This is a genomic window from Gemmatimonadota bacterium, from assembly GCA_016704275.1.
Classification (GTDB): domain Bacteria; phylum Gemmatimonadota; class Gemmatimonadetes; order Gemmatimonadales; family GWC2-71-9; genus Palsa-1233.
Window position 1 is genome coordinate 180,882 of record JADJAK010000001.1, and the last position, 15,450, is coordinate 196,331.

The 15,450-nt window shown below is 68.2% G+C and carries 13 protein-coding genes; 2 read left to right on the plus strand and 11 right to left on the minus strand.

Going from position 1 to position 15,450, the window contains the following annotated elements; all coding sequences use genetic code 11:
* Positions 1–46 precede the first annotated feature (46 nt).
* Positions 47–2,023, minus strand: coding sequence for a protein kinase (locus tag IPG05_00890; GenBank protein ID MBK6493656.1), 1,977 nt, complete (start codon positions 2,021–2,023; stop codon positions 47–49).
* 217 nt (positions 2,024–2,240) lie between these two features.
* Here IPG05_00890 and lon point away from each other — a divergent pair, with 217 nt between their 5' ends.
* Positions 2,241–4,835, plus strand: coding sequence for an endopeptidase La (gene lon, locus IPG05_00895; GenBank protein ID MBK6493657.1), 2,595 nt, complete (start codon positions 2,241–2,243; stop codon positions 4,833–4,835).
* A 127-nt stretch (positions 4,836–4,962) separates the two neighbouring features.
* Here lon and IPG05_00900 read toward each other — a convergent pair whose 3' ends face one another.
* The 6 genes from IPG05_00900 to IPG05_00925 all read right to left on the minus strand — a co-directional run bounded on the left by IPG05_00900 (position 4,963) and on the right by IPG05_00925 (position 10,863).
* A complete protein-coding gene (locus tag IPG05_00900) occupies positions 4,963–6,573 on the minus strand; it encodes a diguanylate cyclase (protein MBK6493658.1) in 1,611 nt (536 codons plus the stop codon).
* Positions 6,570–7,256: a TrmB family transcriptional regulator gene (locus IPG05_00905; GenBank protein MBK6493659.1), complete on the minus strand. Its 687-nt coding sequence runs from the start codon at positions 7,254–7,256 to the stop codon at positions 6,570–6,572. Before IPG05_00905 ends, IPG05_00900 begins: the two co-directional genes overlap by 4 nt.
* Position 7,257: 1 nt before the next feature.
* On the minus strand, positions 7,258–8,226 hold the full coding sequence (locus IPG05_00910) for a hypothetical protein (protein MBK6493660.1): 969 nt from the start codon (positions 8,224–8,226) through the stop codon (positions 7,258–7,260).
* 384 nt (positions 8,227–8,610) lie between these two features.
* Positions 8,611–9,549, minus strand: coding sequence for a hypothetical protein (locus tag IPG05_00915; GenBank protein MBK6493661.1), 939 nt, complete (start codon positions 9,547–9,549; stop codon positions 8,611–8,613).
* Complete coding sequence (locus tag IPG05_00920) at positions 9,546–9,929, minus strand: c-type cytochrome (GenBank protein MBK6493662.1); 384 nt, start codon at positions 9,927–9,929, stop codon at positions 9,546–9,548. The genes IPG05_00915 and IPG05_00920 overlap by 4 nt, the downstream gene beginning before the upstream one ends.
* A 13-nt stretch (positions 9,930–9,942) precedes the next feature.
* Positions 9,943–10,863 carry a hypothetical protein gene (locus tag IPG05_00925; protein ID MBK6493663.1) on the minus strand — a complete coding sequence of 307 codons (921 nt, stop codon included), beginning with the start codon at positions 10,861–10,863 and terminating at the stop codon, positions 9,943–9,945.
* Between the two features lie 111 nt (positions 10,864–10,974).
* On the opposite strand from IPG05_00925, the gene IPG05_00930 reads away from it, so the two are divergent.
* Positions 10,975–12,054, plus strand: coding sequence for an ATP-dependent 6-phosphofructokinase (locus tag IPG05_00930; protein MBK6493664.1), 1,080 nt, complete (start codon positions 10,975–10,977; stop codon positions 12,052–12,054).
* Between the two features lie 80 nt (positions 12,055–12,134).
* On the opposite strand, the gene IPG05_00935 is transcribed toward IPG05_00930, so the two are convergent.
* From IPG05_00935 to IPG05_00950, 4 genes are all read right to left on the minus strand, one after another.
* Positions 12,135–12,914, minus strand: coding sequence for a VOC family protein (locus IPG05_00935; protein MBK6493665.1), 780 nt, complete (start codon positions 12,912–12,914; stop codon positions 12,135–12,137).
* A 239-nt stretch (positions 12,915–13,153) separates the two neighbouring features.
* The gene (locus IPG05_00940; protein ID MBK6493666.1) at positions 13,154–13,723 is read right to left on the minus strand and encodes an aminodeoxychorismate/anthranilate synthase component II; all 570 of its coding nucleotides are present in this window, start codon (positions 13,721–13,723) and stop codon (positions 13,154–13,156) included.
* Positions 13,720–15,096 carry an aminodeoxychorismate synthase component I gene (gene pabB / locus IPG05_00945; GenBank protein ID MBK6493667.1) on the minus strand — a complete coding sequence of 459 codons (1,377 nt, stop codon included), beginning with the start codon at positions 15,094–15,096 and terminating at the stop codon, positions 13,720–13,722. Before pabB ends, IPG05_00940 begins: the two co-directional genes overlap by 4 nt.
* Positions 15,093–15,446, minus strand: a complete 354-nt coding sequence (locus tag IPG05_00950; protein MBK6493668.1) for a 4a-hydroxytetrahydrobiopterin dehydratase — start codon at positions 15,444–15,446, stop codon at positions 15,093–15,095. Before IPG05_00950 ends, pabB begins: the two co-directional genes overlap by 4 nt.
* Between the last annotated feature and the right edge of the window lie 4 nt (positions 15,447–15,450).

Consider the following 15,450-nt stretch of genomic DNA (forward strand, 5'->3'; position numbering starts at 1 on the left):
GCCGGCCTTCATGACTTACGACCTACGACCTACGACCTACGACCCCCTACAGCCCCTTCACCTCTGCCGCCGCGCTGATCGCATTGTCGATATCCCGCGTGATCGCGCGGGCCTGCTGCGTCGCCAGGGCGAGGTTGTCGCTCATGGCGCCGACGCCGCGTTCCTTGATGCGCAGCAATTCCAGCCGAAGCCCCTGCATCATCAGCACGCTGCTCTCCAGCTTGTCGGTGATCTCGGTGCGTCGGTTCTGCAGGTCGAGACACGCCTTGAGCTGACGGTCGAGCATCGCCTGCTGGCGGTCGCGCTCCTCGCTCTCCGGCCGCGACTTGAGCTCGGCCAGCCGCGCCTCGATCGTCACGACGTCCTGCACCCCGACCCGATCCATGTCGTTGAGGGTGCGCGCCAGCTGCCCGGCGCGATCGTGGAGACCATCGATGGTCTGGATCATCTCGGGGAACATCGAGCGGTCGGTGTCGGTCAGCGAGCCCCAGAGCGAGATGATCGCGCTGCGGTCGCCATAGACCTGCTGCATCTTCGGCAGCCACGGCCCATACTCCTCGGGCTTCGGCGCGGCGACCTGCCTGATGCCCTTGAGCGCCTTCGTCTGGCTCGCCGGAATGGCGTCGGGGGCATCGGGGCGATTGAGCACGTCGCGCCACGAGTACCCCGCCTGCCACAGCTCGGAGTAACGCTTGAAGAGGCCGATCGACATGCCGCCGGCCACAAAGAGGAACCACGGCCCGTCGAGGCCGGTGGCCACGTTGATCATGAAGCAGCCACCGACCACCGCGGCGAACTTGGCGAACTCCGCCCGCGCCTGGCGCACCAACTTCGGCTCGCCCGTTTCGGGAAGCGCCGGCTCGTTGTTCTTGAGGCCGCGGCGCACCGCGCGCCCCTGCTCACGCGCCACCCGCCCGGCGTCGCGGAGACCACCGACGTCCCGCGCGGCCGGACGGCCGGGGAGGTTGTTCCGATTGCCGGCGGCGTCGCCCAGCGGGGCACGGGTCGGGCGCGCCGTCCCGCGATCACCCAGCGGCGGACGCGCCAGCGGGCGCGGCGAGGGGCGGGTCGGATTGCCTGCGCGGTTGGGTGAGGCAGTCCGATTCGGCGCCGCGGCACGCTCGGCGGCGCGCATGCCCAGCCCGGTCGGGCGATAGCCAGCCACCGACCGGCTCTCGAGGGCCCGGCGAAGCGCCTCGGCCGACGCCCAGCGGTTCTCGGGGTCCTTCTCGAGGCAACGCGCCACCGCCAACGAGAGGTCCTCCGGGATGTCCGGATACTTCTCGTGCAGCAGCGGTGCGACCTCCGTGATGTGCTTCATCAGGATACCAGCCACCGTCGGGGCGTTGAACGGCAGCTCCCCCGACAACATCTGATAGGCAACGACGCCGACCGAATAGAGGTCGCTGCGGCCGTCGATCTCGCGCTCGCCGGCGGCCTGCTCCGGGCTCATGTACGACGGCGTACCGATCGCCATCCCCGCGGAGGTCAGCGTGGCGCTGCTGGTCGACGACATCGCCTTGGCGATGCCGAAGTCCGTCACCATCACGCGGCCGCGAGTCCCCTCGAGGAGGATGTTGTCCGGCTTGATGTCCCGATGGATGATCGACAGCGCGTGTGCGGCCGAGAGTGCGTCGGCCGTCTCACGCATGATCCTGCGCGTCTCCTCGGCCGGGACGCGGCCACGGCGACGAATGCGCGCGGCGAGCGACTCGCCCTCGATCAGCCCCATCACGAAATAGACGATGCCTTTCCCCTGGCCGACGTCGTGAATGGGCACGATGTGCGGATGGGCCAGCTTGGCGGCCGTCTGCGCCTCGCGCGTGAACCGCTCGCGGATCTCGCTCGAGAACGCCAGCTCCGGCGGGAGCGCCTTGATCGCCACCCGTCGTTGCAGTCGCTCGTCCCGCGCGCGGTACACCACCCCCATGCCGCCGCGACCGATCTCTCCCTCGATCGTATAAGCATCGCCAAGCGCCTCTTTGAGGAGGGCCGGCAGAGGATGCGGTGTGGGATCGGTCATTCAGGATCCGGGCGGCGGGACAATGACAGTCGCGATACGGGACGCTAACCCCGGAATTTGTACCGAGATGCACCTGCGAGCAACGTGCCGAGCCGCACCTGCCGTCGCGACAGGAAGTGAAGTTTCCTCCCTGAAACGTTTGTGCCCCTCTGGCGGACCCTCCGCGGACCTATCGGCCACCCCGGCAGGTATCTTGGGAGCAGGGCTGGCACGGCGGATGCCCCTTGCCTCCCCATCGCGCCGTGGACCGGTGCACCGCCCCCCTGCGGTCCCCGTCCAGGCGCTGTGTCTCAAGGAGAACCTCGTGACTGAACGTCTGACCCTTCCCGTCCTCCCCCTGCGCGACGTGGTGCTCTTCCCGGGCGTCACGGCTCCGATCGGGGCAGGCCGTCCCATGACCCTCAAGGCGATCGAAGCTGCCCTCGCCTCGCCCGACAAGCTCGTCTTCGCGGTGGCCCAGAAGGAAAACATCGAAGCCGTCTCCGCGGACGGGCTCCACCTTATCGGCACCATCGCCAAGATCGGCCAGCTGCAGCGCGGCATGTCGGGGATGCAGTTGCTCCTGCACGGCGAGCGCCGCGCGATGGCGTTGCAGGTGATCGAGGAGAACGGCCATCTCGTCGCCGTGGTGCGCGACATGGACGACCTCCCGCCGGTGGATGATTCGGATCCGGGCTTCGTTGCCCTGCATCGCGAACTGCGCGCCCGCGCCGCCGAGTTGGGCCAGAAGTCCGGACTCCCCGACGAAGTGGTGCAGCAGGTGCTCAACGGCGTCGACGAGCCGGGGCGCTTCGCCGACCTCGTCGCCGGCTATCTCGATCTCGACGCTGCCGGCCGCCAGGGCCTGCTCGAGACGCTCGCCGTCGACGAGCGGCTCCGCCGCGTCCTCGTGCACGTGCAGCGGCAGATTGCCGTGCTCGATGCCCAGGAGGACATCAAGTCGCAGGTGCAGGAAGAGCTCGGCGACCGGCAGCGCGAGATCTATCTCCGCGAACAGTTGAAGACCATTCGGCGCGAGCTCGGCGACGAAGACGATGGCACCGAGGTCGATGAGCTCGAGCTGCGCCTCGAAGGGCTCGATCTGCCCGAGGAGGCACGCAAGGAAGTCGATCGCGAGCTCGGCCGGTTGCGCCGGATCGGCCGCGAGACGATGGAGTCCCAGGTCATCCGGACCTTTCTCGAGCATGTCGCCGAGCTGCCGTGGAACGAGACCACTGAGGAACACCTGGAGATCGCCGAGGCCTCGAAGATCCTCGACGCCGACCACTATGCCCTGGGCGACGTGAAGGACCGCGTGCTGGAGTTCCTCGCCGTGCGCGCCATGCGCGCCAAGCGCGATGCTGCGCCCGCCACGCCCTCGGACGACGCGGAGCCCACCGAGGCGTCGACGCCTGTCGATGCGGTGCGTCCGTCACCCTCGGGCGACGGCGCCAAGGATGACGAGACCACCAAGCGGTCGCCGATCCTCCTCTTCGTCGGCCCTCCGGGCGTCGGCAAGACCTCGGTGGCCAAGAGCATCGCCCGCGCGATGGGGCGGAAGTACGTCCGCATCTCGCTCGGCGGCGCGCGGGACGAAGCGGACATCCGCGGTCACCGCCGCACCTATGTGGGCGCCATGCCGGGCCGCATCATCCAGGGGATGAAGCAGGCCGGCACCCGCAACCCGGTCTTCCTGCTCGACGAGATCGACAAGCTGGGCGTCTCCTTCCAGGGCGACCCGGCCTCGGCGCTGCTCGAAGTGCTCGACCCGGCGCAGAATGACTCCTTCACCGATCACTACCTCGGGATGCCGTTCGACCTGAGCGAAGTGATGTTCATCGCGACCGCCAACGTCCTCCAGAACATTCCTGGGCCGTTGCTCGACCGGATGGAAATCGTGGAGTTCTCGGGGTACATCGAGGCGGAGAAGGTTGCCATCGCCGAGCAGTACCTGGTGCCGCGGCAGATCGAGGCCAACGGCCTCACCGCTGAGCAGATCACCTTCGCCGGTCCGGCGTTGCTGGAACTGGTGCAGCGCTACACTCGCGAGTCGGGCGTCCGGCAGCTGGAGCGCGAGGTCGGCCGCGTGGCGCGGAAGGCCGCGCGGAAGATCGCCGCAAGTGAGGTGGACCGGATGGACGTCACCGCCGCGGTGGTGCGCGATCTGCTCGGCCGGCCCAAGCTGCATCCCGAGGAGAAGGCCGCCGTCGACCAGGTTGGCACGGCGACCGGGATGTACTACACGCCGCAGGGTGGCGACATCATGTTTGTCGAGGCGTCGACCATGCGCGGCAAGGGCGAACTCGTCCTGACCGGCCAGCTGGGCGATGTGATGAAGGAGTCGGCACGTGCCGCGTGGACCTACGCGCGCTCGCATGCCGCGGGGCTGCACATCAAGGAAGAGATGTTCGACCGCGACGTGCACATCCACGTCCCGGCCGGCGCCGTCCCCAAGGACGGTCCCTCGGCGGGCATCACCATGGCCACGGCGCTGGTCTCCGCGCTGTCCGGGCGCGAAGTGCGCCACGACATCGCCATGACCGGCGAAGTCACCCTGCGCGGCCGAGTCCTCCCGATCGGTGGCGTCAAGGAGAAGCTGCTCGGGGCGCTGCGCGCGGGGATCACCACGATCATCATCCCGAAGGCGAACGAGCCCGACCTCGACGACCTCCCCGAGGAGGCACGCAAGCGGATGGACATCCACCCGGTCGAGGAACTCGGCGAGGTCCTCGCCATCGCCCTCCGCGATGTCCGCTACACCGAAGGGAAGCTGCTCTTCGGCGACGAGAATCCGCGGGATGTGGTGGCGTTGCAGAGTCCGTTCCGGCACTAGGCGATGATCGATGATCGATGATCGATGATCGAGAGGGTATGAATGCGAGAGGGCCGGTCCTCACACCGAGGCGCCGGCCCTCCTGCTGTATCGATCATCGATCATCGAGCATCGATCATCCTGCTGTTCACCCCATCTCCACCCTGTTCCGCCCCGAACTCTTCGCCCGATACAGCGCCTGATCGGCGGCTTCGGCGACCTGGGTGGCCGTCGTGCCCGAGCCGGGAAAGGCGCCGACCCCGGCGGAGACGTGCAGCGGGATCGGGTCGCAGCCGGGGAGGATGATCGGCGTCTCGGCGAGCGCCTGCCGCAGCTTCTCGGCAGCGGCACGGCCATTCGCGGGCGGGCACTTGCGGAGGATGATGCCGAATTCTTCGCCACCATAGCGGCCGAGGAGGTCGGAGCCTCGGATTGCCTTCCGGAAGACCCGGGCGACGTGCACCAGCACCTGGTCGCCGACGAGGTGGCCGTAGGTGTCGTTGATCCGCTTGAAGTGGTCGAGGTCGAGCATCAGGAAGCAGAGCGGCTCGCCGTGACGCTGCGCAAAGGCCACCGCATACTCGAGCTCCGCCATCAACGTCGCGTGGTTCAGGATCCCGGTGAGGCCGTCGCGGTGCACCAGTTCGCGGATCCGCCGGCCACGCTCCGTGCGCGTGAGGACCAGCTGCAGCAGGTGGCTCCGCTCGACCGGCTTCGCGAGGAAGTCGTCACCACCGGCCCGCAACCCTTCCATCTGATCGGCGAGTGAATCGCGCGCGGTCAGAAAGACGATCGGCACCAGCGCGAGTCGCGGATCCTGCCGCATCAGTCGCGAGAGCGCGTAGCCGTCGACATCGGGCAAGTCGACATCAAGCAGCACGAGGTCCGGGGTCTCATGGGCCAATGCGTCGCGGGCCACCTGGGCCGATGCCGCCGTCGTGACGCGCGCGTTCATCTGGCCGAGCCAGGTGGCGACGAGCTGGGATTGCGCCGGATCGTCTTCGACCACGAGAATGTTGGCCGGCGGCGCGCCGATCTGGGCCAGGGCCCGCGCGTACTGCGCCAACCCCCTCGGCAAGGCATTGGAGCCGAAGACGGCGTCGAGCCCGGCCGCCGCCGTGCGCAGGCGGTCGAACTGATCAGTCGGGTCGGCAAGGACCACCGCGCGCGGACGATCGTTGGTCGCAGCGGACCAGTAGCGGGCCAGCGAGAGCGGGTCGGTCTCGGCGTCGGTGCCGATGACCACCAGGTCAGGCCGCTCCGCCGGCGGCACGTCGAACGGATCGACTTCGCCGGTCCGGACCGTGACCATGAAGCCCACCTCTTCGAGCGATCGCACCAGGGCATCGCGAGCGGTCGAGGGATTCATCATCAACAGCGTGCGCCACCCGAACCCGGGAATCTTGCCGAGCACGGCAGGCAGCCCGACGTCGGTCGCCGCGTTGTTGAAGGCGTCCTCGAGATCGCGGATCGCGTGCGAAAAAATGTCGGCTTCGCGGATCGTCGGCGCCGGCGGGGTGAGGATGCGATGCTCCATGGCGCGTGACACGTCGGTCACCCGCTGGAAGCCATACGATCCGCCCGAACCGGCCAGGCGATGAAAGCGTTGCCGAAGCGATTCCAATGCGTCAGGCTCGCCGGCCCGAAAGGCGGCCACATCCTTGCGGAGCTCCGCCAGTCGCGCCGGAGCCTCGCGGATGTACTCGTGCTGCAGTTCGAGCATCGGGTCGTCAGCGTCCAGCGGCAGTTCGTCGGTCATCGGCCCTCCCGCAATGCGGCGAGGGTGGTGCGCGCCGCCGCGACAAATGCCGCGCCGCTGCCCCAATGCCCCGAGAAGCGCTCGCCATCGCGAGCTCCGACCAGGGCCGCACGATCATCGACGACGAGGAGCACCGGTTCGCCGGGCCACGCCGCAGGGGGAATCACTGTCATCGGAATGGCGCCGAGCGGCACCTCGGTGGTCGAGGCCACGTCGAGGGTGACCCCGGACGCGGCGGCCCGACGGAGATGCGGCGCCAAGGTGAGGCAGCCATCGGGGGGCGCCAACAGCTCCACCGAGCGCTCCGCCCTGGCGATCTCATGCCCCATCAGCTGCACCGCGCCGCGCGACGAGGCGAGTTCAACCAACGTCGGCGTCGCCGGCACGGCGAGCGCCGCGAGTGCCTCACCCAGCCGATCCATCGCCTCGCCCTGCCGGTCACTCAACCGCGCCAGCAGGGTACTGGGAGGCTCCGGACGGAACTGCCGAGGCCGTCCCTCTTCCACGCGCGCCGCCCCCTTGGCCACCAACCCCTCCAGCGCGGCGTAGACGTTGGCGCGCGCCAACCCCGCAGCGCGGGCAATGGTGTAGCCCGTGCCGGGGCCGCCGGTCAGCAGGACCTCGTAGATGAGGCCCTCCGTCGGGGTGAAGCCAAACGGTGTCAGGTCGAGCCGACCCGCCATCTCAGGAATACTCGAGGTGCCAGCCCAACCGCTTCGCGATCTTCGCCAAGCGGAAGGTGATGTCGGCCTGACGCGAGGTCATCCCGCCATCGTCCGGCGAAAGCGGCCAGCAATGGTAGGTCACCGGTGTGCCCGCCTTCGGCTGCGATCGCAGATTCTTCGGATGCCACACGCCATCGGCGTCGACATCCTCGAGCAAGCGGACAAAGACGGTGGTGGCGCTGGCCGATGACGCCAGCTGCCCCATCCCGGCCAGCAGTTCGATGTAGTGAAGGGCCAGCGGCACGTCCTTCACCAATCCCTTTGGATCCATCTCGATCGGATCGCCGAGCAGGACATGCAACGGCTTCATCGTCCGACTGCCGATCGGGATCATGTAGGACTTGTCCGGCGTCGGCTGGGCAAGGTATTGGCCGAGTCGGTCAAGGAAGCCGCCGCGCTCACGCTGCAGCGAGGGCATCGAGGAGATCATCGCCAGCGACCACCAACTCGGCGGGGTGGCCTCGGGATGCAACTGCCATCCGCCGCCGCGCTTGATGAACGGATCCTCGGACATCGGCGAGCGGAGGAAGGCCGAGACCGACGACACGACCTTGTGGGCCGCGCCGCGAAGCCGCGGGTCATCCTCGCGACCCGCCTCGGCCAGCGCCGCGCACACGCCATCGCGGATCAGGTTGCGGTACGTCTCGGCCGTGGCCGGCTCGTCCTCGGACGGGTCGGCAAACTCCCCGTAGAGCAGCAGGTCGTCGTCGCGCGACAGCGTCCGGTAGAGCAACCGATCTGCCAGGCGGAACGGGCGCGTCGTCGTCGGGACTCCCAACTGGAGGAGTCGGCGATACTGCGCCACCGTCCCAACCTCGAGCGTCCCTTCCTTCTCGGACGGGGTATACGCGAGGTAATTGGCGCCCCAGAGGCCGGTCTCCTGCTGACGGGTCGTGACCGCCGAGACCTGCTCGGACAGCACCACCACGCGCAACGATTCCTGCAAGGTGGCCGGGGCAATGCTCCCGGCCGGGGCCAGTTCGGACTGGGTCCGGAACCGGATGGAAGGCCCGCCGTGCTCAGCCAGCCACGTCAGCGGGATTCGATGGGTCGTAGGCAGATCCAGGGGACGACTCCTCGCGGGGGACCTGATCGGAGGGCGGAAAGACGGGGCGGAATATAGTAGTAGTGGGGAGTGAATGCTAGCTTGACGATAGGGTGTAGCTCATGAGACTACTATCGGATCAATCGGAGGGATGGTCGATGATCGATGATCGATGATCGATTGTGAGGGACGGTGATCGCAGCAAGGCACTCTTGTCATTCCGGATGGCAATCGATCATCGACCATCGACCATCGATCATCGTAGTTCTATACGCTACAACGCACCACAAACACCGTCCCACTCTTCATCAACCCGCGTTCACTGGTCAGCACCAGGGTCGTGGGGCTGAGCCAGCTGATTCCTTCGCCGAGCGGCTCTTTGCCGAGGATGTCGCAGGCGGTGGGCTTCCCCTTGGGGGTCACCTTGCCGGTGGGGAGGACGCGGAAGGGGAAGAGATCGCGGTAGGTCCGGACCATCAGCTCGTTGCCATCGGCGGAGAGGGCGGCGCCGGTCACCAAGCGTCCCATGCCGGCGTTCGGGGTGATCGCCAGCGAGTCGACCCGCTCGGCGGTCGCGACGCGCTTCCCCCAGGCCCCCGACGCGACCCGGAAGAGGAGCACGCCGTCGCTGCGACCCTTGGTGACCAGGAGGACATCGCCGGCGGCGTTGACGACCATCGCCTCGACGTCGTGGGCACCGTCCGGGTACCGGAAAGTCAGCATCTCGGCGGGGCGGGGTGGTCGGTCCCCTTGGAAGGCGGCGTCGAGGGTCGGCTCGGTCAGCCGGATCATGGTGACGGCGTCCCGCCGTTCGAGGTTGTCCCCGGTGTCGGCGATGTAGACGCAGCGGCCGGTTGGGCAAGGCCCGAGGGCAACGTCCTCCCAGTCGGTGTTGCTGACACCGGTCAGCGGGAGGGTGGCGAGGAGGGTCCCGCTGGTATCGATCAGCAGGAGGTCGGGCGGATTCCCCGAGTCGTTGATTGTCCAGAGAAGCCCGGCGCGCTGGCTGGTGACGGCCGCGCCGCTCGCTTCTGCCAACCGCGGGTGGGCGAGGGTGCCGCTCTGGCGGATGGTTGTCGGGGGGACCATGACCCAGCCGGCGTCGACCCGCGGGACTTCGGCGGCGGGCGCGGGCTCGGGTCGGCAGCCAGTCGTCGGGCCGAGGAGTGCGCCGAGGGCGAGCAGTCCCCGCCAACTCGGCGTCACTTGACTGGCTTCTTCCGCGCCAGCTCCACGACGTAGGCGGCGACGGCCTCGACCTCGCGATCGGTGATCCGCGAGCCGCCGCGTGCCGGCATGACGACGCCGCTCTTCGAGGTCTTCGCGTCGAAGCCGGTCTTGATGATGGTCACCAGCTCAGGCTGAGTCCCCTTGCTGTGCAGCCACTTCCCGTCGGCCAGCACCGTGTTCTTGCTGACGGCTGGCATCCCCTCACCGGCCTTGCCGTGGCAACTGAAGCAGAGGCCTCGGCCCTCGAAGGTCCGCTTGCCGAGAGCGAGCATCGCGGCCGTCGAATCGGTCGCCTGCGCCGTCAGGGCGGTCGGGGAGGCCAGGCAGAGGGAGAGCAGCAGAGCGGGCAAGCGCATCGCGAGCGACTTCCTATTGGTACTGGATGTAGAGTGGAATGGGCTGCATCGCCAGCACCTGGGCCAGCGTCAGCATCGGCTTGTCGTTCTTGTAGAACAGCTTCAGGCCGGCGAACTGTACCGGTCGCCGGGTCACGACGAGCCCAAAAATATTCTGTTTCAGGGCCGGGGCGCCAAAGCCGTCGGCATCGATCACCACCTGGACCCTCGGGTCGAGCGTGACGTCGCGCTCCCGGGTCAGCATCCCCTCGGTGAAGCGGTGGACGACCAGGATCTTGGGCGGGATCCCGGCCTCGTCGACCAGCTTCGCGAGCAAGGCCTGCACCTGGTTGACGTCGCTGGCGTCGAGCGTGCCGATCCGCTTCCCCGGCACCTTTCCCGGTTGCATCGCAAACTCCGGATCGATGCCGAGGTGCACATTGGGGCGGCGGAGCCACGGGAGCAGCCTGGGAATTTCGGCGGCGATCGGGCTGCGGCCTGCCTGCACGTCGAGGAAGAGCAACCAGCCTCGGGAGTCCGCCCAGGCCGCCACCTTCCCGATCAGGGCATCGCCATGCTGCAACCGATAGAGCCCACGCTCCCCCGGGTGCGCCTGCGCCACGGTGACGATCAGGTGCAGTGCCCGGAGCACGGGGCGGGAGGTGTCGGCCGCTTCCCAGCGCTTGGCGGTCTCCTCGAGGCGGGCCATCATCTGCTCGGGGGGGATCTCGCCCAGGATCCCCATCCGCGTCGAGAGCGGGTTCCCGTAAAAGGCGATGATCCGGTGCTTCGGGAGGAGGGCGTCCCGCCTGGCGACGATCTGGCGGGAGGCCAGCGGGGGGCGCACCGTGTCGACGGCCACTTCCGGGCGCCGGATCGGGGGGCCGGGGAGCTGGGCGGTGAGGGGCAAGGCAACGGCGAATAGGACGGCAGCGATCAAGGGGGGTCGCATCATGGGGAAGGATACACTCCCCGATGCTCCCCTTGGACCACCTCGCGCGGACCACTACGATTCAATGCGCACCAACGACCTGAAGGATCGCACATTCCGGAGCAGTGACCCCCTGTGAAGATTGCCATCTCGACCGGCGGCGGCGACGCTCCCGGCCTCAATGCCGTCATTCGTGCCGCCGTGCTCACCGCCCATGATCGCGGCTGGGAAACCGTCGGCATCCGCCGTGGCTTCCACGGCCTCCTCGACGGCAGCGGTGTGGTCCCCCTCGGCGCCGCGGAAGTCAGCGGCATCACGCACCTGGGCGGCACCATTCTCGGCAGCACCAACCGCGGCAACCCGCTGCGCTGGCCGAAGCTGCAACCCGATGGCCGGGTGGTGGAGATCGATCGCGGCGACGAACTCGTCGACGCCTTCCGCCGCGAGGGGATCGACGCCCTGATCTCGATTGGTGGCGACGGCTCGCTGGCCATTGCGGGGGTCTTGTGGGAGCGTGGCCTCAAGGTGGTCGGCGTGCCGAAGACGATCGACAACGATGTCGTCGGGACCGACACAACCTTCGGCTTCGACACCGCCGTCTCCACGGCGACCGATGCGCTCGACAAGCTGCACACCACCGCCGAGTCGCATGACCGCGTGATGGTGGTCGAGTTGATGGGGCGCGAGGCAGGGTGGATCGCGTTGCACAGCGGCATCTCCGGGACGGCCGACGTCATCCTGATTCCGGAAATTCCCTTCTCGCTCGAGAAGGTCTGCGAGAAGATTCGCGAGCGCGAACGGCACGGGCGACACTTCTCGATCGTCGTCGTTGCTGAAGGAGCGCAGACCGTCGATGGCGGCCCCGTCTTCCGCGAGCGGCGGAGCGCCGGCACAGTGGATCGACTCGGCGGCATCGGCGAACAGGTGGCCCACGGCATCGCGCAGGTCACCGGGAAGGAGACGCGATCGCTGGTCCTTGGCCACCTGCAGCGCGGCGGCTCGCCGACCACGTTCGACCGGTTGCTGGCGCTGCGCTTCGGTTCCGCCGCCGTCCGCGCCATTGCCGATGAAGACTTTGGCACCATGGTGGCCTACACGCCGCCGGTGATCTCGCGCGTGCCGATCGCCGACGTGGTGGGCCGGATGAAGACGGTGCCGCTCGATTCAGGGATCATCCTGACCGCGCGGCACCTGGGGATTTCGTTCGGCGACTGAATCGAGAGTAACCTGTGACCTGTGACCTGTAACCCGGTTGATCCATCCTGGTCACTGGTCACTGGTCACTGGTCACTGCGTTACGCCGGCATCTCATACGTGATGACGTAAAACATCACGCCCTGTGGCGACGCGATCCCTGCCATCCGGCCCACCGTCTGGATATCGACCGGCGGCATGAAGACGCTGCCGCCGTTCGCGGTGACCTTCGCCGCGGCGGCGTCGACATCGTCGACCGTCATGTAGACCGCCCAGTGCGACGGGAAGCTGCCCATCTCGGGCGTGATCGCCATCATCCCGCCCACCATCCGGTCGCCGGCATGGAAGACCGAGTAGTCCATCCCCGGCATGCTCATCTTCTCGATTCGCCAGCCGAAGAGCGCGCTCCAGAAGGCGCCGGCCTTCTCGGTCTCGTAGGTCGCGAGCTCGATCCAGCTCGGCGTGCCGTGATGCATCGAATCGGCCGTCATCCCCGGTGATGCCCCGGCCTGCCAGACATCCATCTCCGCCTTGAACGGATCGAAGGTCTCCGCCATCCGCCCCGTCGGTCCGACGTCGAACGCCGGCTTCCCCAGCCCGCCCAGTTCGTTGGCCTTGGCAGACACCGCGTCGGCGCTCTCGACCCGGATCATCAGGCCGATGCCGGGTGGCGTGCTCGGGGGCATGTTGGGACCGGTGGTATCCCACATTCCGCCGACTTCCTCGCCGCCGACCTTGATCAGGTGGCCGCCCATCTCGGGGGGCAGCGCCGTGTACTCCCACCCGAGGACGGCGGTGAAGAAGGCCTGCGCATCCGACGCGGCAGGCGTAAGCACGTTGATCCAGCAGAATTCGCCAATCCGACGCGGACCTGAGAGCATGAGGGGACTCGGAGAAGAGGGTTGTTCAGTCGCGCATGTCAATGCGCGGCGCCGGCAAGTCCGGCGTGTGATGCACGGCGGTGAACGGTGAACGGTGAACGGTTAAAAGTGATCTGTGACCGGTGACCAGTGATCAGGAACTGGTAAGGGGTGAGGGGGCGCCCATTCGGACGGATGTTCGCGTCCTCCCGTTTCACCTGCCAGCCGTAACACGTTGGTCACAGGTCACAGGTCACTGGTCACCGTTCACCCAAGAAGCTCCGCACCATCTCGAGTCCCTCCGTCGTCAGCACCGACTCCGGATGGAACTGCACCCCCTCGACCGGGTGCAGACGATGACGAACTCCCATGATCTCGCCGTCGTCGTCGGCGCGCGCGGTGAGCAGCAGCTCCGGCGGCAACGTCGCCTCGACCACCGCGAGGGAGTGGTACCGGGTCGCCTCGAGTGGCGACGGCAGGCCAGCGAAGACACCGAGGCCGTCGTGGCTGATCGGCGAGGTGCGGCCGTGCCGCGGATGCGCCGCACGCGCGACGGTCGCACCGTAGGCGGTGGCAATCACCTGATGGCCGAGGCAGACGCCGAGGATCGGCGTGATGGGCCCGAGCGTGCGCACGACGTCGAGCGCGAGTGCGCATTCCTCCGGCCGCCCCGGCCCCGGCGAGAGGATGATGTGCGTCGGCGCCAGCGCGCGAACCTCCTCCAGGGTGAGCGCGTCGTCGCGGCAGACCATCGGCGCCTCGCCGAGTTCCTCGACGTAGCGCGCGAGCGTGAAGACGAACGAATCCTCATGATCGAGCAGGAGAATCATCCGCCCTCCGCGAGCGCCGCCATCAGTGCCGCCGCCTTGTCGAGCGTCTCCTGGTATTCGGCCTCGGGGTCCGATAGTGCCGTGATGCCGCCGCCCGCGTGCAGCGAGGCGATCCCCCGCGCGACGGTGACGGTGCGAATGGCGATGGAGAAGGAGCAGCCGCCATCGAGCCCCAACCAGCCGATCGCCCCGCAGTAGGCGCCGCGCGTCACCGGCTCGAGCGCAGCAATCACGGCCATCGCGCGCAGCTTCGGGGCACCGGTGACCGAGCCGCCGGGGAAGGTCGCGGCAAGCAGGTCGAGCACGTCGCGCCCCTCGCGCAGCGTGCCGGTCACCGTCGAGACGAGGTGATGCACCGTCGGATGCGACTCCAGCGCACAGAGCGTCGGCACGTCGACGCTCCCTGGCGCACAGACCCGCGCGAGGTCGTTCCGCAACAAGTCGACGATCATCACGTTCTCGGCGCGGTCCTTCTCGCTCGACACGAGATCGGCAGCGAAGGCGGCATCACTGGTCAGCTCCTGCCCCCGCGGCCGTGTCCCCTTGATGGGGCGCGCCTCGACCGCGCCGGTCGCGGCGTCGAGGCGCACGAAGCGCTCCGGCGACGCGCTGAGCAATTGCACGTCGCCATGGTCAAGGTAGGCAGCGAGCGGCGCAGCACTGCGCGCGCGAATCCGCCGGTAGAGGGCCAGCGCGCTCCCGTCGAACGGCGCGCTGAATCGCTGGGCAAGGTTGGCCTGGAAGATGTCGCCGGCGAGCACATGCTCGATCACCGTCGCGACCGCGTGCCGGTATGCATCGGCCGAAAAATCGGCGGTCGCGGTCGTCGGGGAGAACGTCCCGCGCGCCGGGTTCGGGCGGTTCGCCAACTGCGCCAGCACGGCGTCGGCTCGATGCTGCGCTCGCGCCGGGTCGGGCACGCCGTCCGCATCGATGCCGCTGCTCACGAGCCACGCGGCGCCGCTGGCATGATCCCACGCGATGACCCAGTCATACAGCGCCAGCGACAGGTCGGGGAGGTCGAGTGGATCGTGCGCGGCGCGCGGCATCCGGTCGAAGGCGGCGCCGAGCTCGTAGCCGAGCCAACCGATCCAGCCTCCCTGGAAGGGCGGCAAGGCGGCGTCAATCGGCGCATCGGACCGAAGGGTGCCTCGGAGCCGGTCGCGCAGTGCGGGCCAGTCCGCGGCCCAGCCGCGGAGCGTCGCGATCGGATCGGCGGTGAAGTAGCTGTAGCGGCCGAGGTCGTGGTGGTCCGCGGCGCCGTCGAGCAACACGGGAAAGGGGAGATGCGCAAACCGCTCGAGGAGCTCGAGCGGTTCGGGGGGCGGATCGAGCGGGATGATGACCGGCCTCATCACCGGAGCGGCGGTCACCCCGTGATCCACCCGTCGGATTGGCCTTCGAGACCCGGGAAGCCGCCCTTCGGTTGCCACTGGACGGTGGCCTCGATGCGCTCCGCCATCTGGAGGTCCTTCTCCGTGATGCCGCCCGCGGAGTGCGTCTGCATCATCACCACGACCCGTCCCCAGTGGACTTCCAGGTCGGGGTGGTGATTGCCGGCCTCGGCCACGAAGGCGATCGCATTGACCGCGAGCATGGTGCTGCGCCAGCCGTCGGTCGTGTACTCGCGCCGGAGCCAACCGTTGGACGCCCTCCATCCGGGCAGCACGGCGAGGCGTGCAGCGAGCTCGGGGCCGTCGAACAGCGGTTCGTTGCTCTTCATGGCG